This window comes from Paenibacillus sp. N3.4 (assembly GCF_008017805.1).
GTDB lineage: Bacteria > Bacillota > Bacilli > Paenibacillales > NBRC-103111 > Paenibacillus_E.
On the sequence record NZ_VRTT01000085.1, the window covers coordinates 1 to 18665 of the forward strand.

The window sequence follows — 18665 nt, forward strand, 5'->3', positions numbered from 1 at the left end:
CGTTCTCATATTCTTCCATAAACCATACCTCCGCTTCAACTTACTAGAAGTATCGTCTGGTTTTCAATTTAACAAACCAATAGTAGATAGCGAGGAAGCCATATTCATCAGCTGAGTAGCAGAAAGGTTCACTTTGAAGGATTACTATAGCGTAATCGCTTGCTGTTAATCCATTGATAGTTTGATCTCCTAAGTTAGGAGGAAGATCAATCAGTATGTAATCGTATTTGTCTTTAACAGCAGCGAGAGTTTTCCCTAAAGTAACATTTACATCGCCGCGCTGTTCTCGGTATAACCATCTAGAAAAAGTGGCCAGGATATCTTCAGCCGGTAATAGGTCTAGATTTTCTTTAACTTTCAGAATAAAAAGACGTGGACCTTTCTCTTTCATAGCTTCTAATACGGTTCTGTATATTCACTCGGAAACTTACATTTGTTTACATCCTATATATAGAGAGATAAATAAAGCAAATTCAAAGAGATAAACATAATTTTATCCATATAAACAAAATTATATTGCGTACCGATACGATACGCAATATAATGAATTGGTAAACATATGGAATTTTATCCTTTTGATTGCAACCGTAGCCATGGAGGGGAGCGTGGAGTAGTTTTATGTCTAATTGGAATCTTGAAAACATACCTTTTAAAAAAATAAAAAACCATATCAAAATAATATTAGATTCAGAGGCATCTGATGTGGAGTATACTATTGAAACCGAATATATCAATGGCTATTATTACTTAATTCTTCTTATTACTAGCAACTCAGAACCATTCAACCATGCTTACTTTTTCCATAATAGCTCATTTTCTGATGATTACGATTACGTGTACTTTTCCTTAGATTTAAGTGATCTTAAAGCTTTTATTCATTTAGCGAAAAAATTAAACATTAGTTAGCTCTTCTCATTTTTCTCAGTCTTAGCTCTCTCATACTCTTGTTCAATCATCCTCGTTAATAATTCCGTAGCTGTTATATTTAATTTTTTCGCAGTATCAGCAAGTTGTTTCTTTACATACATAGGTATGTCATAATGAAATTTCAATTTGTTACCATAAGCCATATTCACTTCTCTCCTATTCATTAAATTTTATTTTAAAATAGTATTTAATGATTTAATGTGCATTTCCAAAGACATTTTGATATTTTTCTTCTATTAATTTAATTATTAACTGGGTTGCGGACATATTCTGGATGTCCGCAGCTTCAATAAGTTTTTCTTTTATCTCCGGAGCAAACTCATAAGGTAACTTTATTTTCGGTTCGCTCATATTTCCACTTAAGCTTTTTTCTATTTTTATGCCTTTTTTAATTAATGTTTCGAAAGAATTAATATCATTTTCGAAATCCTGATCATACTTTTGGAGAACTCTTTTAAGATAACCATTTAGAGATTTTTGTTCCTCATCTAATAACGTAATTAGCAACTTTTCATTTTCTACAGTTAATATGCAACTTATATTTTGGCCAAATAAATTGATTGAATACTTCATCATTTTCCCATTTCCTCCCAATAAGTGTTATTATTAAATTTATAATACAAAATATATTTTAATACGATACGTGGTATAACGCAATATAATTGAACCTTATTAGATACCAATATTTTAAGTGAAAATCCTTTATTATCAATATTTTCATTATTTTATTTTATTATTGAAACATCTCACTGGTTTTTATCGTTGTAAATTACAAAGCATACAACAATAAACATAAAACCCAGTACGTCTAATTAACCCCTAATTTTGCGTCAGACAATACATTCTGTTTAGCTCTCAACAAAGATGAAATCGGAAGGGATGAACTTTATGAAAAAATTTGTAATTGGTGTAACATCGGGAGTACTTTTATCTTTTGCCACTGTTGCAGTTGCATCGTCTAGTCCCACTGTTCAAGCAATTTTATTTCCAAGTGCAATTAATATTCATAAGGAAGGGAAAGTAAGTAGCATTGAGGGTAATAACACTATATTAAATTACAACAATAGTGTATATATTCCGCTGCGTTCTTTTGCTGAAAACATGGGATCTATTGTAAAATACGTTCCTCCCCATTCAACAACCGATTCATTACCTCAAATTGACATTTATTCTGCTCCAGAACCTTGGAGACTAACAGCCGTGTCTCCAGGAAATTTACCTACCTCTCCCCTTTCTTTAAAGCTAGATCAAGTTCAAACCGATACTGGGCCAAGCAGCAACTCAATTGGAATTCATGCAATACTTTATAATACAAGTAAAGAAATAATTAACTCTCCCAAAGCTAAACTCGAAATAAAAATTGAAAGGATTATAGAGGGACAACCACTTAAACTTGTTTGGAGTGGAGATATTTCCTCTCCAAACGTGCCCCCCCCTACTGGAGATTTGATCCCCGGCAGTGATACGAAAGTTGTTTGGGGAATTAAATCCCCTATTCTCTATTGGGATAAAAAAGATATGGATGGTAATTCTGTTCCTCCTGGGCAATATCAAGTTTCGATCAGTCAACCTATAACCATTGAATATAATGTGGGGGCTTTCGGTTCCCTAGAAAGAAGTAATTCTCAAATGATTAATCCAGACTTATCAAACACCATCGTCGTATATGTCCAATGATCAATTTAACAAAGGTTAGATCAATCCTTAATTGGGTTGGTCTAATTTTGTTTTGTGACCTCTTTGATTAACGGTAACATCAAATTATAATAATTTTATTACAATAACAATGATATGACCGGCTGCTCAAAAAATCACACTATACCATATTGCGTTACGTTACGCTATATGGTATAGTGTGTTTAAGGTTAATGAATGAGTCGAATTCAAATGGTGTAGGGGACACACTTCTGAATTCGTGGATTCCCCCTCTTTTTTAACCTTCAATATTGCGTAACGTAACGCATTAAAAAGATGGAGGAATTAAAATGGCAACTGTTGTTATTAATAGCAATACTCCAAAGAATTTTGGGTATGATCCTTCCGCTCCGCGCGGAACTAGCTCCACTAGCTTGGCAGGAGGTTTTTTCTTTTACTCGAACAATCCTGAAACCGTTAAAAACGTTGCAATCGCAGACGCTGGTTGCTATCTTAACCGTGCACCAGTAAAAGGAACTGGTCAGGTTTACACTTGGCATTCTAACGGTAGTGGTTCCACCCTCACTAACTGCATTCTCGTTTACAATCCAAATGCTTTTCCAATCAAAGTCTCCTCTTCCAACTATGGATTAACAAAATATTCTGGTGCTCAACCTGATTCTGATGCTTGGCTGTCTTTTTGGAATACAAGTATGTACACCCCTTTGTCGGTAACAGTACAGCCTGGTGGCTACGGTAACATCTTCCTTCAAAGTGGAATTCCTAATGGTGGTGTGTTTGGAATTGTTGCACGAGTGAGTGTTACGGATAGCAATGGTATTGATGCTAATGCAACTCTTTGGGATCTTGCCTATATTTCCAATTCTAGTAATGCACAATCAGCAGCTGCAGTTGATGGAACTAATAGGGTTCGTGGTATTACTCAAGGTGGCTATTGGAACACCACGAATTTTAATGCATTGTCCCCTTCCGACCAAAAAGGTAAATACTATACTCTTGCTGCTGCCGGCGATACTTTTAATGGTGTCGACGTTCCCTGGGTAGGAGACCAGAGTGGAGCTGCATCTGGTGGGGTTTTAGGCAACTACGGGCAACAAATGAATATTACTTTACCGATCTACAATGATAGCGGTTCATCCCGTACGTATCGAATTTTCATTGGTAGTACTGGCGGCAAACTCTTTCCTTGTTTTTACTATCAAGGAGTCGGATACAGATACTCTCCCTCCGGACAATGGGGAGATGTGGCAGGTTGGAGTAGCCTAGATATTTTGGAAGTAACTGTTGGGGCTTGGGCTACTCAATCAGAGTCTTTCCAGGTTGTTGTTCCAGCAGTCTCGAGTACTCCCCTTGCCATTGGTGCTCGTCTACTCTGATTAAAAAGGTCAGATCCTCTATAGGATCTGACCTCCTTTTTCCTCTCATACTAAGAAAGCACGCCATCTATGAGCGACATCTTTACTTTAGCCATCGTCCTTCTCTACTAAATCTTTCTATAACATTTCGACAAATGATTTGAATATCATGTTTGTCTCTATGGTTGTAAAAAATGTTGATTTTTCACTTAGGATGTTGAGGATTAAATTCTCCCTGAAAAGATGGTGTTAATGCTGATGACAGTTACCGTAGATTCATGTCGACAACTTCTAAAATATGTTGCTTGGAAACTTCAATATCGTACAAGGGTCTATTACCGTAATGAATTACTTGTTTTAGATAATGAAAGAAACACAGGCCTGTCAATAAATTTTTCTATTGATCTAGTTTCTAAGCTATATGTTGAAGAACTACTCAAGATGATTCCTTCGAGTAAAGGAAGATACATTATTAAACGAATCATTATCGATGGACTCAGTGAAAAGGAGATTGCCCTTGAACTTAACATTAGTCAGCAGGCGGTGAGTAAATGGAAAATAAAGGGTATCGAGATGATAAGGAAGGTAGTGCTAGCTTCGTAGACATTTTTAATCGAGCGCAGAATGGTGACAATGCTGCAATGGAATATTTATTGCAGGTGTTTGATCAGGATATCAAATACTTAGCCCGCTTTACCAAGATGCCGCACGAGGAAGCAGTACAAGCTTTGAAAGTGGAATTCATCGCTATAGTACGAAACAAAATCATGTTGAGCCGCTTAGAAAATTATAGAGATTGATTGTGGTTGTAAAATGATCAGTTTATTTACCTTTATAAGTGAGGGGAGAAACGAGACGGTTCCAAAAGGTCAGAAGTGAACTTGTTTGGAACTGCATCCCTTTTGTTGATCCTCAGTGTTGGACAACTATAAAAATAATATTTAGGGATGGTGTACAATATGGGGGTGGGGTGGCTTGATTCTTTACATAACTCCTAATTGTTGCTTCGCTGACCGTATTCACAAAATATTTATCCGTCCCAATTTCCAGAAATTCGATTTCATGGCTCTTTGACATTTCCAAACATACTTCCTTGAGCATCTCGTCTACTTCCTTGCTAAACACCGCTCTTTCAAGGCAGATTCTGCAGGATCAGGATCTCCTTTAGACTAATCCTCACCTAGGGGGTTATGGTCGGGCGCTGTCTGTGACTATTTCACAATTTCGTATGATGCTGACACTAGTGACAACTTCCGTATGGGATGGCAAGTATACAGCTAAGAAATGAACATGTTAAAAGGGAAAGCCAGTAGATCCCTCTACTGGCTTTTAAAAAAAGGAGATGATTTTATGATTGATACTGATTATATTCAAATTGTTAGTAATGTGGGGTTTCCAATTGTAGTGGCAGGAATATTACTCCGTAGTTTGCTTACGAGTTTTCATCAAAGGCTAGATAAACTGGACGCGACTATGAATGAGCTGCTGCAGGCAATCAAAAGCATGAAATCTGAGTAAGTGAAGCATACCTTACTAAGCAATTAGGTCGTTATGTGTTGATTGAGAAAGACAAATCTAGGACTTCACCCGAAGCAGAATTATGACGTTATCTTGCTATTTTAAAAAGTACCCGCCAGCCCTGTTAGCTCCGCCACGACATGACGGGGCTTTTTGCTATCTCTACCCTTACGTCTTTTCTCGGGCTTCGAAGGTTCTTATGCACATATTATGAGACTATCTAACGGCCGTCAGGCCATGTTAGCTTGGGTCAGCCCCTTTTATCCATGAAAGATCGCGTAAGATCTCATTTCATAAAAAGATCCCAAATTTGCTTGCTAATTAATAGCACACATACGGTAAGAAAAAGCGGTCTCACATATGTGGCACCTTTACGAATCGCCATTCGCGAGCCTAGCAATGACCCCCCCACCATGGCAATGCCCATGACCAATCCCACACCATAATGAATGGATCCCAGAAACATAAAGGTAGCCAAGCTCGCCACATTACTTCCAAAATTTAATACTTTGGCATTCCCCGCAGCTCTTACGAAGTCAAACCCTAGCATCAGAAAGGCAAAAATGAGAAAGGAACCTGTTCCCGGTCCAAAAAAACCATCGTAGAAACCTAACCCGAAAGCAACGCTTCCCATTAAAAAAGCAGTTTTGGTGGAATACGATTTGAACGTGGAACGTTCCCCCCAGCTTTTACGAAACACGGTGTAAATCGTAATCAGTATAAGCATAACCACAACGAGTGGCTTCAAGAAATCGGATGGGATTTGACGAAGCACTGTTGTTCCACAAACCGCCCCTGTAAGGGATAATAGAAATAACCCCCAGACGGCTTTTAGATCCACCTTGCCCGACCGCATGAACGAGATCATACTCGTCAGAGAAGACATCGTGCTGGCCAGTTTATTCGTGCCCAATGCGACAGCAGGAGGCAGTCCTGTTGCTAATAAAACGGGAACGGCAATGAGCCCGCCACCCCCAACTACTGAATCAATGTAGGCGGCGAGAAACCCGCCGACGATGACGAAGATCATCATTTCCAAACTCAAATGTACCATGCTACTTGAGACCCCTTTAACCTATCGAATTCTATGACATAATCATATAGTCACTATAGCAGAATTCATAGTAGAGCGCAGTAGCCCAGCTTCTTATCCAATACACTCAGCTCGTCCTTATCATGTTCCCATGCATGTACTTAACCTTGAGATGCCATGGCCATCCTGAATTTTCCATCCTATTTATTAGCCATGTGGTCAGTTACGCTTGTAAACTTCTTGCCTAAATAGGGTCTCATTCTTTACAATGATGACTAAAGGCTCAAAACGTTTTCCATTTATTGCTACCACGGAAAGGAAAGTGGCCCCACCCAGATGGAACAGCTCCCAGCGAATGACCAGATTTGGAATCGAAGGCTTATTCATATGCTATGGTGGATTTTATTAATTTACGAAGTTGCTGCGATGCTAGGCTTTTTCTTTGAGATTTATAAACAGCCCAATAAATGGTTCTCCAGCTTTATGCAGTACCAAGTCATTCCAACTTGTTCACAGCTTAGCCTGATGGCTGCAGGCTATGCGACCATCAGGCTTCTGAAGCCATATAGTGATTTTATCTTGATTGTGTGGACGATGACAGCAGCTAGTATTTACATCCTTTGTATTCCAGAATTAAGAATCAGCTACGAATTAATTAGCCTGCCGATTCTTTTATCATCCGTATATTTTCAAAAGAAACATATTTGGTTCGCTTATATTTTAGGCAGCTGTTATTTAATAGCCTTAATTATTTGCCAGGCCGCCCAGGGCCACGCCACAACGCCTTACCAAATCATTGTGCCGTTTACCGTTATAACAGTAACAACGATTGTCTGTTTCACCATAATGGATAAAGGACTGCACCTCATTAACCAATTACAATCATCGGTCGTTAGAGAGCAGGACCTGCTGATACGCAATGTAATGATCGATCGACTCTCCAAGGTGGATGCACTTACAGAGCTATTCAATCATCGTTCCTTTCAAGAGCATACGGACCATCTCATTTCGCATATGCCCTATGATACGCCCCTTGTCCTTGCCCTCATGGATATCGATAATTTCAAAAAAATTAATGATACCTATGGTCATTGGGTAGGAGATGTCGTATTGAAAACGATCGGCTGCACACTGAAAGATGTGCTCGGAAACGATGATATGGCTTTTCGTTACGGCGGAGAAGAGTTTGCCGTGCTCTTTGTAGGAAAAACACAACAGGAAGTGATGGTTTTGTGTGAACAACTGATGCAAATCATCCGTGAGACCGAAATTCCTGAGATGGCGGGCCAACAACTGACCATGAGTTTGGGACTAGCTCCCTACAATCGGAATACGATGAAAAAGGCATGGTTTCAGCTCGTCGACGAATGCTTATATATTGCCAAACGTAACGGAAAAAATCGGATTCATTCACACCTTTCCGAATAAAAGTTTCCACCCTCATACATAAATTTGGTTGATTAGTCCAATAATAGCCAAAAATTAAATGAGGTGGTCACGATGTGTCAATCCATATCCATGCTTGCTGATGCAGGCGAACTCGTCCAACAATTCAACGTAGATCGCATGCTGGCACACAGCTCCAACCGTTACGAAGTTCGGCCCCGGGAGTCCGTTTCGGCCATTATGGTCAGTAGAAAAGGAGAACGTGTCCTTGATGAGTTTCGTTGGGGTCTGATGCCGTTCTGGGCAAAAGATGCTGTATGCGGGGATCGCGATTCCATTTTCACCAATGAAGTGTTTGAGCACATTGTCAGAAAGCAACGCTGTATTATCCCTTGCAGCGGTTTCTATGTCAGTGAGACGCACGGCAAAGAAACCCGCTGGATTAAATTCAAAATGCGCAGCGGCACCTTCGGCATCGCAGGTCTGTATGACATTTGGCAAGCTCCGTCCGGTGATGAAGAGCTTCGTACTTGCATGATGATCATGACAGAAGCGAACTCGCTCGTGTCCCCCTATCAACGCAGAATGCCAGCCATACTCGATCAAGAACAGGCGGAAAAGTGGTTGCAGCCGGAGTTGAAGGATACGCGGGCACTACGGTCCCTCCTGCGACCTGTTGATGATTTGCTTATGATAGCGAATATCCTCTCGTCGCCGGAAGAGAAGATGGAAACCGGGGCGGATATCAGCGTCGTTGTATAAAATAAATAAGAGGGCTTGCGCCAAAGCGCAAACCCTCTTATTTATTATTTACAGGTGGCAAAGCGCGACCTTCACCGATTAAACGCACTCCATCAGCACATACACCATAAGGCTCCCAACGACAGGTTGCGCAGAGATGGCCGATATCAGCCGGCTTTACCTGATCCGCAACTTGCCCGCAGATTTCTGACCAGCTCAGCTCCATATCAACCTCTAAACCCAGTCTACTCACGATCTCAGCATCCCGCTGATAAACCGTTTTGTTCTCACAGTGAGATTCCTGATCCTTCGGATAGACCGCACACAAATCATCAGGTCCTAAGACAATCCGAATTTGCGTTTCAGGATGCTGCCGCAGCGTCTCATAGACGGTCGTCATATTTTCACAAAACTCCTTGGAATATCCCATTCCCCTATAACCAAGCAAACAGAGCAAATGATGCCCCCGAAGTCCGATCGGCATACTAGTCCCCCTTATCAACATCTCGCTCCTTAAATAGAAAAAAACAGCGCTGCTTGTTGCCTTAGCGGTTAGCTGCGGCTTGCTGGACACGATACAAGCCATATCCGTCCATTTTAACAATCGGTTCTTTATCCGCGACTAAACCCGTGTGATCGGAATGAACGGCAACATCGACCAACCAGCGAGTGAAGTCGGCAACAGGCATCGTCTCCATCTCTGCCAAACTATAAAAGCCTGCAGCATCTACCTCCACACCGTCAGGCACAGGCTCGCCGCTTACATAATCCATTTCAAAAGCGATATACACATTATGTATGCTTCTGGGAAGATCGCGCACCGCTACCAGTCGATTGACAACGGCTTTGACGCCACATTCTTCCATAACTTCACGCTCAATCGTATCTTCAATCAGCTCATGCTGTTCAATATATCCGCCTGGGTTGGTCCATCTACCTTTCCCCGGTTCCTGGGCTCTGCGTACAAGCAGCATCTTACCTTCCTTCATCACAAGCGCTCCGACCCCAATGCTGTAATTGCCCCAATGAACAAAACTGCACACTGTGCAGGCTCTTCGAATCGTGCCATCCACATCACGCGTCTCCATAGCGGCCCCGCAGCTCATACAGAACTTAGCTTCCAACTGTCTCATCTCCAAGTGCTTATTTAACGATCTATCTTGTAGCTTAATCCCAAATCACGGTAATAAGCAAATCCTATTCCTTAGAAAAAACAGAACCGTCTTAAACGGAAATGTTCTCCCAGCTTAGGTAAATGCCTATCCTGTGGTACAATAAAAAAAGCATAATAACCAAACAAGGGGAATGAACAATGGCAAGAAACCAAAGGCTAGTAACGGACAATGATTTTCAAGATGCGGTGGAACGACAGGCTGCTGTCCGAGTTTTTAAAGATGATCATATCGTCGATTCAAATGCCGTCGTTTTGCGGTTTAGTGAAACGACAATTGTCGTCCAGACACGCGTCAGTGATTTAACGTATTATGATCGTGAGGCTTGTGAATTTTTTGAAATGAAAAAAAGGTAACCTCAGCAGCTACCCTTCAGTCTAAGTCGTAAGTAGCTAATTGAACAAAGCGGAAGCCCGCTTTCTGCAAGACGGGAATGGCCTTCATGACACCTTCCGCCGTATCTTTCTCCGGATGGTTCATATGAGCAAGAACAATCGAACCGCTTTTCGCTTTTGTCAACGCTTGATAAACCTGTTCCGTGTTATAGGTAGCTCCCGCGTCGCCCAGCACATTGTAGCCTGCCGCCTGAAACCCTAAATCATGAACGATACTTGCCGAAACATCATCATAGTAAGCCGTTCCTGAACGAAAAAACAAGGGGCGGCGCCCCGTCAGCTTTTCGATGTGGTCAGCGTTATCGTCGATTTCATGAATAACTTCTTCTACACTTTTGGTACCCTTAATGCCATAGGCTAATTTGCCGTTAACCGATAGTGGTCGATGCTCCGTACCATGGTTCTCAATTTCAAACAACGGGTTTGCCGCCAATTGGGCAAAGATATCGGGATTGGCTTCTATCCATCTCGCGTTCACGAATAACGTTGCAGGGATCTTCTCCTTGATCAAATAATCGATCAGTTTCTTGTCGTACCCGCTGCCTTCCTTCCCTCCGCACGCATCGAAGGTCAGTGCAATGAGCGGCTCCTTCGTCACGATATGTGTTCGAATACCCGGCAACCGCTCGCCCCATTTTTGGGGGATGGCTGATCTGTACTGCTTCACTACAGCTTCCTCCGCAGCAGAAAAAGCATGCTTAACCTGAGGAACCGAACCAATAGAGCTCGAAAGAGGAGCAGGTGTTTGACTCGGTGATGGTTTAGGTTCAAGAGATGGAGTCGATGCTGGGCTTGGTGACGATGACGCTTCTGCCTGAGCCGATGACGGATTGGGTTCAACCGTTCCTAGGGCAGCTTCATTGTGTACGCCGCATCCTGAGAACGCTACCACAAGGAAAAGAAAGAAAAGGAGGCACATCGTGCGCTCCCTCATTTGTGTTTACGCCAGTCCGGACTGCTCTTCTCGAGCAAATGTCCAAAATCGTTCTCCAGCCGCTTCTCTTCCGCTTTACGTGCTGCTTCGGCCTGCGCCCTCTGGGCGTCTTTACGCGCTTGTTCTTCGGCTTTCATCGCATCCGATTGTGCTTTGAGACCTTCTAAAATTTCCGGACGCAATAAATCTTTCAGCGTTGTCGGTTTATCTTGCACGCTGGCGACAGCAGTTGTGGTCGATCCTTTTTTCTTGGCCATCTTGGGTTCACCTCTATTTCATTAGTCCCCTTTATTGTACACCCCTACTCGTGTAAATGATACGGCACGGTAGCTACAACAATATCTTTATCCGCTTGCAATTTTGAACGAATCCGCGAAGCCGATTGGTTATGAAGCAGCCGGTGCCACCATTTTTTAGGAATAAACTGCGGCAAAATGACCATGATCGATTGTTTCTCAGAAACATGCGTATCGATTCGCTCAATGAATTCAGCCAATGGCTTCACGATGGTTCTGTAACGAGACTTAAATATAACCAATCGTACGCCAGGGTCCCACTTGTTCCACTTCTCTTCCATTAACGCTTCCTCTTCGTCCGAAAAGGATACGTAAAAAGCGATAACGTTAGGAGATAAGGATCTGGCGTAGTTCAATGATTGAGCCACAACCCGATGAATGCCTGCTACCGGTACGATAATAACAGGCTCTTTGACACATACGCGTTCCTGTTCAATATCGATACGCAATTGTTTGGCGACATCATCATAATGGCTGTTGACTTTGGTAATTAGCCACAATAGCAGCGGCGTTACAATGATCACGATCCAAGCGCCTTCGGCAAATTTAGTGAAACAGAAAATCAATAAGACACCAAAGGAAACAATGGCTCCTAAACCATTAATAAGCAGCTTTCCGAACCAACCGGCGATGCGCTCTCGGAGCCATTTGCGAACTAAACCGCTCTGCGCAAGCGTAAAGGACAAGAACACACCGATAGCATACAACGGGATGAGTCCATCCGTTTTACCTTTGAAAGCAATAAGCAGAAGACTTGCCAGGACCCCGAGCGTGATAATCCCATAATTAAACGAAAGGCGATCTCCCCGGAAGGAGAACATTCGCGGAAAGTTTTTGTCTTGTGCCATAATAGAGGCCAGAATCGGAAAGCCATTAAAGCTAGTGTTAGCAGCCAGCGTCAAAATGAGCATAGTGGCAATCTGAGTCGCATAATACATCGTACCGCGACCGAAAGCCTGCTCAGTAACCATGGACAAAACGGACGTATGTCCTTTGGGATCCGGCGCAATGCCATAGCCTAAGCTCAGTAAGGTAACTCCCCCGAATACGATTGCTAATAGCGTACCAAGTGAAGCCAATGTACGTTTGGCATTTTTAACAGATGGCGTACGGAAATGCGGGACGGCATCTGAAATGGCCTCGATACCTGTTACTGCGGAACATCCGGATGAGAAAGCTTTCAGAAGAACGAATAAGGTCAATGAGCCAGTCATCGCACTGGGTACAATCTGTATAGGATGGGTGTTCAAAGAGCCTGTTAACATATCGAAAGTCCCTTTGCCGATTAACAATAAGACACAAAGGATAAAAAAGTACGTAGGAATAGCGAAAATAGTGCCTGATTCAGATGTGCCTCGCAAATTCAACCAAACCATAATCCAAACAAGCAGCAAAGCAATGGGAACAATATAAGGTACTGTTATCGGGAATGCAGAGGTAATCGCCTGAACGCCGGCGGAAATAGATACCGCAACGGTTAAGGTATAATCGATCAAGAGAGAAACGCCGGTAAGTCTTCCCCAAACCATCCCCAGATTTTCCTTCGAAACCATGTAAGCTCCGCCGCCCTGCGGATAAGCTTCAATGACCTGTCGATAACTAATAACAAGCAGAAGAATTAAGGCAATAATGGATACCGCGATAGGCAATGAAAATGCAAAAGCAGCAACACCAACCGTTGCAAGCTCCAATAATATCTGCTCTGTACCGTAAGCCACGGACGAAAGTGCATCCGAGGAAAGGATAGGCAGTGCTTTCCATACCTGCATTTTTTCGGATTCCATCTCGCTCGATTTGAGCGGTTTGCCGAAAACTATTTTTTTGATTGAGTCGCTTGTCATTCCTAGTTGTTCCCCCATTTAAACCTGATTTCTGCCCTTAAATTGCCCATTAGGACGCAAAAAACACAAGGTCAGACCTTGTGTTTATACACATGTTTGCCTTCTCACGATCGCTTACGAGGTTAGCTGTCGGGTTCGGGCCGCGAGAAATCTGCCCTAAAATGTGTAATCCGCTTACACTTTTACTCACCCCATGAAACTTGTGGTTCCCCCGCTTTTCTTATCAGAAAATTAAGCGCAATATTCAACTGTTAAGGTACGAGTTGAATACTACTCTCTTCTTGCGACATAGTAAAGGTTAGAAAAAACTAAAAAAAGGAGATCCGCTTACGCAAACACGCAATAATCCGCTTACAATCATCTAATTCTTTCATTTGCTTCTATTATTCATGCATTTGCTCGATCTTTTTGCATTATCTAAGCAAAGCCAGGGAATTGACGATCGATTAGCGCAATTAAATGTTAATTGGATAACCATAGGAGCATCCCGAAACATAAGAGACCTCCGGCCACTAAAATCGTATCCGCGCTTCGCCACTTCGACAGATTCTTCTGGATCAAGGTTTGTTTCCCATTCGTTTGTTTCATTTCCATGGCCACTGTCATTTGTTCAGCTTTATGAAACATAGCAAGCAGCAGCGGGACGACCAAGGCAGGGATATCTCTGGCACGAACGGCGCCAGGACGAATATTCGCCTTGCCTCTGGCTCGTACAATTGCTGAAAACCGCTGCCATTCACGCAAGATCATAGGAATGAAGCGGAAAATAAGTGAAACTGCCAAGGAGAAGGATTCAACAGGCAGCTTGATCTTTTTGAGCCCTTGCAGCACCCAGTTAAGCCCCTGAACAAGCTGGCCATATGGCGTAGTAACGGCTAACCAATACCCCGAAATAATAACGATGAGGAGGCGTGTCAAATTAAGCGCTGTGCTCAAGCTCCGCTCCACGGAGAAGCCGAGCCGGAAATGCCCCTCCGTGATGGTCACATCCAGCCCTGCCAGACTGATAGAGAATAGTATGAAAGCTAGGAAGGGGACAACAATTTTGAGACTGCCGCGAAGTGCGGATCGAGGCAGCCCGATAAAAGCAAGCGCAATCGGCAGCGCCGCAGTTGCGAGGCCGATCCACTGCTGCTGCCGCATCGTTCCGATGACCAGCAGCAAGTAGAGCAGCCACTTCGCGCGCGGGTCCAGCCGCAGCCACCCGGCCTGCGGCGGAGGCACCTGCGCCACGCTCGCTTCGCGCGTGGCGTTAGTGCTCGGCGCTGCCGCTTGCGGCGCCGACGGGGCGCTGCGGCGTTCACGCAGCGCTGCAGCAATCGCCGGAGCAGCCTGCTCCGGCGTGAGCAGGTCGGGCGCGATGGCGATGCCATAGCGCGCCAAGGCAACCGCGGCCTCCACGCAGCTCGGGAGGCCGACTCCCGCGCGCGTGAGCACCTCCGGCGCGCGGCAGAGCGCTTCCGGCGAGCCGTCGAAGACGAGCTCGCCGCGGTCTAGAACAAGGACACGGTCCGCTAGCGGAAAGAACGTGTCCAGATCGTGCGTGGCGATGACGAAGCCGCCACAACCTGGCTCGCGAATCATGCGCAGCAATTCGCGGACGGCTGCCGCCTCCAGGCCGGCAGTCGGCTCATCCATGAGGAGCCAATCGGGCGCAGTGGCGAAGGTTGTGGCAAGCGCGAGACGGCGCTGCTGTCCGCCGCTGAGTGAGAAAGGGGACCTATCCATGTCGAAGGCCCCCTGGGGATCAAGGTCAGCGCAAGCGTTGCGAATGCGCGACTCGCGATCTTCAGCTTTGAGCCTATAAGGATGCAGCGAGTATGCAAATTCTTGGCGAATCGTACGAGCGAACAGCTGTTGTTCAGGGAATTGGAATGTTAACCCCACACGTCTCAGGAGGTCTGGGTCTACTTTTCGCTTATGCCAGTAAGAGCGCTCATCCATCGTAATTGATCCTGAGAAGGGCTCGGTAATTCCCGCCATGACTTGCAGCAAAGTAGATTTTCCAGATCCCGTATGACCAATTAAAAGCGTCACGGAGTTGTCAATCAACGTCATATTGATGTCTTTCAGCAGTAGATTTTGTTGTTGATCGGGCGCGCAAACGTGAATATTTTGCAGAATTATAGGCATAAGGTTGATACCCCCTCTGCCAGTTCATCCGCGTCCAGTGGAAGAAGCTTTAAATCATAGCCCTGCCGACGTAATGCTATAGCGGTTTGTACAGCAAATGGGGGTTCGAGATCCAACGACGTACAAGGAGTAACAGTAGATTGTCCATCGCTTTGATCTCCGTAAAAAAATGCTCTCGGCTCGCCATCATACATAACATGTCCATCACCGAAAGCAACCACACGCGCAGCTTCCGCCACTTCGTCCATCCGATGTGTAATCCAAACAATAGTCGTTCCCCGTTTATGCGCTTTGTGTACAGCTTGACTGACTTCCTTTCTTGCCGCTGGATCAAGCATGGCGGTAGGTTCATCCAGAACAAGCAGAGAAGGCTTAGCAGCAAGCGCTGCTGCAAGGTTTACCAGCTGCTTTTGCCCCCCTGACAAGGTACTGAGCGTTCGTTCAATAGGCAACGTTAACCCTACGGTTAACAATACTTCTTTGTAATACTCGGCACGTTCTTCATTCGACATGTTTTGGGTTCCGGGCAGGTAATGAAACTCATCTTCTATTGTATCCCCGACAAACTGCGCGTCCGGTATTTGCAGTACACCTCTTGTAAGCATGGACAAGTTGGCGTTCCGAACAAGCCGCCCGCTAGATAGCGGACACAAGCCCAAAAGCACACTAGCTAATGTGCTTTTTCCGCTGCCATTTGGGCCTATGACTGTTATCCAGTCCCCCTCGTAAATATCCATAGAAACATCGGACCATACTTGCCTTCCCGCTTCCGCTTCTGTCCGATAGATGACAGAAGCGCTCTCCAATGTTGCCAGTTTCTCTCTTTTTGCCATATGTAAAATGTCCCTTTCACTTTCTCAAAAGATATGCTATCATCTGAATTGTTAACCTGTATCAACTCGATAAGTTGACAATACATTAACAATAACAGAATCAGGAGCGATGAACAATATGAAACTTACGCTACGCGGTATTATTTTCAGTGCACTCTTTGCAGCTATCCTCGTTTTATTCAGTTTTGCCCAAATCACATTGCCTTTTTCACCTGTTCCTATTACCTTCAAACCTTGGCTGTCATGCTGGCCGGCGGTTTGCTTGGCGCACGTTACGGTTTCCTGAGCATGATGCTTGTTGTAATCCTGACAGCTATCGGGTTCCCGCTGCTTCATGGGACCGGGGGTATTGGCATTGTCCTTGGACCGACCGGCGGATTTATTATGATATGGCCATTTTCCGCGATGCTGATCGGTCTCCTTTTACCTCGTATTCGCATGAACGGTATTCTGGGTTATTTCGCTGCCTTCCTAGTTCTGGAAATATTCGGCTCCCTCTTTCTCTATCTAGCCGGGGTTCCTTGGTTTATGTACAAACTGCCGGCCTATACCTTTGCCAAAGCTATGACAGCCGCCTGTTATCCGTTCCTATTGGGCGATGCCGTCAAAGCGATCGTTGCCGCCCTTATTATCGCTCCCGTTCGTCAAGTATTCCCGCCTCAGCGGCTAACAGGTTCTTCTTCTCATAACGTCGTAAAGAATCATCGAGATTCGAGTGCAAACTAAACATCGTTTCTGAACTTTTCAAAATGTAATCAAAATGAAATCTTATTTTCATCTCTTTTTAATGAAGCAAGCCTATAATAAAGTTCAACCCCCCTTTAAAATATAAATACTTAGATCCACAGCCCGTTGCTGTGGATCTCTTTTTTTGTGTTTATAGACGAATGCTTGGTTTCACAACACTAATCTTGCTATAATGTATAGAAACTTAACAAAAGGGCTGTATCTCATGAACAATGATCCCGTTATTACTTATAAATTTCGTGAAATTAAAAATGTCATCTCTTCCTATCTCATTCAAGTGCTCCCTCAATTTCACATTTCACCGATTATGATGTATGCATTGGAATTTCTGCGCAAACATCCTGACTGTATCGCCGTCGATATTGCGAATGAGTTTGGCTTAACCCGCGGGGCGATTACGCAGCTTTTGGATAAATTGGAGGAACAAGGCCTTGTTGTTCGCAAGCCTCACCCCACCAGCCGTAGAAGTCTGCTTATACAAGTGACGGATAAAGGGAATCATTTAATTAATGAGATTCTTGATGCTTATCATCAAAAAATTGAGCAGTTGTTCATCCCATACACGGCAGAGGAACTTTCTGTATTAAAAAAACTCTTGGAGAAATTACCTTTATAGCGCCTTCGCTACCTATCAACTATTTGAAAATCCAACCTTTATGCGTTGATTTTTTAATTTCTTGACTAAAAGTTTCACTCGTTATATTGTTTATTTATTAAACAGTTTAAAAATTAAACATAAGGAGTGTTTGTTCATGAATAAAATTATCGCCATAACTGGTGCTTCCTCCGGAATCGGCTTAGCGACAGCTTTAAAATTTGCTGACTTGGGATGGATCGTTTATGCAGGCACACGCAATGTGGAACGTGATCAAGAAAAGCATAGCGGTTATACGAATCTTCACTTTATTGAAATGGAAGTCACGCAGCCGGAATCGTTGGAAAAGGCCTTCCATGTGATTGAACAGAATCACGGTCATCTCGATGTGCTGTTTTGCAATGCGGGCTTTGGATTTCTTCGGTCTTTGGGACAAGCCACTATGGAAGAAATTCATATGGTCTTTGATACGAATGTTTATGGCGTTATGCACACGATCCGTGCCGGACTGCCGCTGCTGCGTCAATCGGGCGCCGGTCATCTCATCGCAACAACGAGCGTGGGCGGGCTAGTCGGCCAACCCTTCAATGAAATTTATTGCTCAGCCAAATTTGCCGTTGAAGGTCTGTTGGAAAGCTTGGCAACCTACTACAAGCCAACATTTAATATCGATGTTACTCTGCTTGAACCAGGCGCTATTGCCACGAACTTCACTAGTACGGTGATGGGTCACATTCAACAGACCGGCGGTATTTTGGAGGATGAATACAAAGCAACGTTAACCCAATATATCGATATGTTTTCCAAACGAAACTCGGTCCCGCAAACATCCGAATCTGTGGCCGATGTGATGGTAAAGCTGGTAGATATGGACCCTAAACCTCTGCGTATTCGCACCTCCGAGGCAGCGGAAGCTTTCGTCCAATACAAAGTAAGTCAAGATCCAACCGGGTTAGATGGCATGCTGAACACACGTAAGAAACAATTGAATATGTAATAAATACCACCTTAAGAACATGCCATTGTTCTGAGGTGGTATTTTTAGATTGAATCCCCTGATAGACTCCTATAGCGAAAAAGCTTGCAAAAACTAATTATATTAG

At 43.8% G+C, this 18665-nt stretch carries 22 protein-coding genes, 1 pseudogene and 1 riboswitch; of the genes and pseudogenes, 11 read left to right on the forward strand and 12 right to left on the reverse strand.

Annotated elements, in window-relative coordinates; translation table 11 throughout:
* Positions 1-43 precede the first annotated feature (43 nt).
* Positions 44-391, reverse strand: coding sequence for a ParA family protein (locus tag FU659_RS29300; protein ID WP_147950811.1), 348 nt, complete (start codon positions 389-391; stop codon positions 44-46).
* Between the two features lie 227 nt (positions 392-618).
* On the opposite strand from FU659_RS29300, the gene FU659_RS29305 reads away from it, so the two are divergent.
* Positions 619-906, forward strand: coding sequence for a hypothetical protein (locus tag FU659_RS29305; protein WP_147950812.1), 288 nt, complete (start codon positions 619-621; stop codon positions 904-906).
* On the opposite strand, the gene FU659_RS35945 is transcribed toward FU659_RS29305, so the two are convergent.
* Both FU659_RS35945 and FU659_RS29310 read right to left on the reverse strand, forming a co-directional pair.
* Positions 903-1070: a hypothetical protein gene (locus FU659_RS35945; RefSeq protein WP_187274478.1), complete on the reverse strand. Its 168-nt coding sequence runs from the start codon at positions 1068-1070 to the stop codon at positions 903-905. The two genes, FU659_RS29305 and FU659_RS35945, sit on opposite strands and share 4 nt — an antisense overlap.
* Positions 1071-1122: 52 nt before the next feature.
* Entirely contained in the window at positions 1123-1503 is a 381-nt protein-coding gene (locus FU659_RS29310) for a hypothetical protein (RefSeq protein ID WP_261808128.1), read from the reverse strand.
* Positions 1504-1815: 312 nt separating this feature from the next.
* On the opposite strand from FU659_RS29310, the gene FU659_RS29315 reads away from it, so the two are divergent.
* The 4 genes from FU659_RS29315 (at position 1816) to FU659_RS35950 (ending at position 5456) form a co-directional block, all read left to right on the forward strand.
* Positions 1816-2604 carry a hypothetical protein gene (locus tag FU659_RS29315; RefSeq protein WP_147950813.1) on the forward strand — a complete coding sequence of 263 codons (789 nt, stop codon included), beginning with the start codon at positions 1816-1818 and terminating at the stop codon, positions 2602-2604.
* A 308-nt stretch (positions 2605-2912) separates the two neighbouring features.
* Positions 2913-3959 (forward strand): hypothetical protein, encoded by a 1047-nt coding sequence (locus tag FU659_RS29320; RefSeq protein WP_147950814.1) that lies wholly within the window; start codon positions 2913-2915, stop codon positions 3957-3959.
* Positions 3960-4489: 530 nt separating this feature from the next.
* Positions 4490-4738 carry a helix-turn-helix domain-containing protein gene (locus FU659_RS29325; protein ID WP_147950815.1) on the forward strand — a complete coding sequence of 83 codons (249 nt, stop codon included), beginning with the start codon at positions 4490-4492 and terminating at the stop codon, positions 4736-4738.
* A gap of 490 nt (positions 4739-5228) precedes the next feature.
* On the forward strand, positions 5229-5456 hold the full coding sequence (locus tag FU659_RS35950; protein WP_261808129.1) for a YvrJ family protein: 228 nt from the start codon (positions 5229-5231) through the stop codon (positions 5454-5456).
* A 286-nt stretch (positions 5457-5742) separates the two neighbouring features.
* Here the strand turns inward: FU659_RS35950 and FU659_RS29335 are convergent, their stop codons facing one another.
* Positions 5743-6510, reverse strand: coding sequence for a TSUP family transporter (locus FU659_RS29335; RefSeq protein WP_147950816.1), 768 nt, complete (start codon positions 6508-6510; stop codon positions 5743-5745).
* 315 nt (positions 6511-6825) lie between these two features.
* Between FU659_RS29335 and FU659_RS29340 the strand changes: the two genes are divergently transcribed.
* Together FU659_RS29340 and FU659_RS29345 are read left to right on the forward strand one after the other, a co-directional pair.
* On the forward strand, positions 6826-7917 hold the full coding sequence (locus FU659_RS29340; protein ID WP_147950817.1) for a GGDEF domain-containing protein: 1092 nt from the start codon (positions 6826-6828) through the stop codon (positions 7915-7917).
* A 72-nt stretch (positions 7918-7989) separates the two neighbouring features.
* Entirely contained in the window at positions 7990-8637 is a 648-nt protein-coding gene (locus FU659_RS29345; protein WP_147950818.1) for an SOS response-associated peptidase, read from the forward strand.
* Positions 8638-8674: 37 nt separating this feature from the next.
* On the opposite strand, the gene FU659_RS29350 is transcribed toward FU659_RS29345, so the two are convergent.
* On the reverse strand, positions 8675-9220 hold the full coding sequence (locus tag FU659_RS29350; protein ID WP_315971378.1) for a DUF1284 domain-containing protein: 546 nt from the start codon (positions 9218-9220) through the stop codon (positions 8675-8677).
* On the reverse strand, positions 9162-9740 hold the full coding sequence (locus FU659_RS29355; RefSeq protein ID WP_147950819.1) for an NUDIX hydrolase: 579 nt from the start codon (positions 9738-9740) through the stop codon (positions 9162-9164). Before FU659_RS29355 ends, FU659_RS29350 begins: the two co-directional genes overlap by 59 nt.
* Positions 9741-9928: 188 nt before the next feature.
* Here FU659_RS29355 and FU659_RS29360 point away from each other — a divergent pair, with 188 nt between their 5' ends.
* Positions 9929-10144 (forward strand): hypothetical protein, encoded by a 216-nt coding sequence (locus FU659_RS29360; RefSeq protein WP_147950820.1) that lies wholly within the window; start codon positions 9929-9931, stop codon positions 10142-10144.
* 16 nt (positions 10145-10160) lie between these two features.
* Here FU659_RS29360 and FU659_RS29365 read toward each other — a convergent pair whose 3' ends face one another.
* The 6 genes and pseudogenes from FU659_RS29365 to FU659_RS29385 form a co-directional block, all read right to left on the reverse strand.
* Positions 10161-11075, reverse strand: a complete 915-nt coding sequence (locus FU659_RS29365; RefSeq protein WP_187274480.1) for a polysaccharide deacetylase family protein — start codon at positions 11073-11075, stop codon at positions 10161-10163.
* Between the two features lie 38 nt (positions 11076-11113).
* Positions 11114-11374: a YqkE family protein gene (locus FU659_RS29370; RefSeq protein ID WP_147950822.1), complete on the reverse strand. Its 261-nt coding sequence runs from the start codon at positions 11372-11374 to the stop codon at positions 11114-11116.
* Positions 11375-11418: 44 nt separating this feature from the next.
* Positions 11419-13254, reverse strand: a complete 1836-nt coding sequence (locus tag FU659_RS29375) for an APC family permease (RefSeq protein WP_147950823.1) — start codon at positions 13252-13254, stop codon at positions 11419-11421.
* Between the two features lie 96 nt (positions 13255-13350).
* A riboswitch (cyclic di-AMP (ydaO/yuaA leader) is annotated at positions 13351-13502 on the reverse strand.
* Between the two features lie 214 nt (positions 13503-13716).
* Positions 13717-14691: an energy-coupling factor transporter transmembrane component T gene (locus tag FU659_RS37810; protein ID WP_261808130.1), complete on the reverse strand. Its 975-nt coding sequence runs from the start codon at positions 14689-14691 to the stop codon at positions 13717-13719.
* A 159-nt stretch (positions 14692-14850) separates the two neighbouring features.
* Positions 14851-15387 (reverse strand): annotated as a pseudogene (locus FU659_RS39060) (ATP-binding cassette domain-containing protein); the annotation flags it as partial.
* A complete protein-coding gene (locus FU659_RS29385; protein ID WP_147950825.1) occupies positions 15378-16220 on the reverse strand; it encodes an ATP-binding cassette domain-containing protein in 843 nt (280 codons plus the stop codon). The pseudogene FU659_RS39060 and the gene FU659_RS29385, both read right to left, overlap by 10 nt.
* A gap of 243 nt (positions 16221-16463) precedes the next feature.
* Between FU659_RS29385 and FU659_RS29390 the strand changes: the two genes are divergently transcribed.
* The 3 genes from FU659_RS29390 to FU659_RS29400 all read left to right on the forward strand — a co-directional run bounded on the left by FU659_RS29390 (position 16464) and on the right by FU659_RS29400 (position 18559).
* Positions 16464-16946 (forward strand): biotin transporter BioY, encoded by a 483-nt coding sequence (locus FU659_RS29390; RefSeq protein WP_261808132.1) that lies wholly within the window; start codon positions 16464-16466, stop codon positions 16944-16946.
* A gap of 193 nt (positions 16947-17139) precedes the next feature.
* Entirely contained in the window at positions 17140-17583 is a 444-nt protein-coding gene (locus FU659_RS29395; RefSeq protein WP_261808133.1) for a MarR family winged helix-turn-helix transcriptional regulator, read from the forward strand.
* Between the two features lie 136 nt (positions 17584-17719).
* Entirely contained in the window at positions 17720-18559 is an 840-nt protein-coding gene (locus FU659_RS29400) for an SDR family oxidoreductase (RefSeq protein WP_147950827.1), read from the forward strand.
* Positions 18560-18665 lie beyond the last annotated feature (106 nt).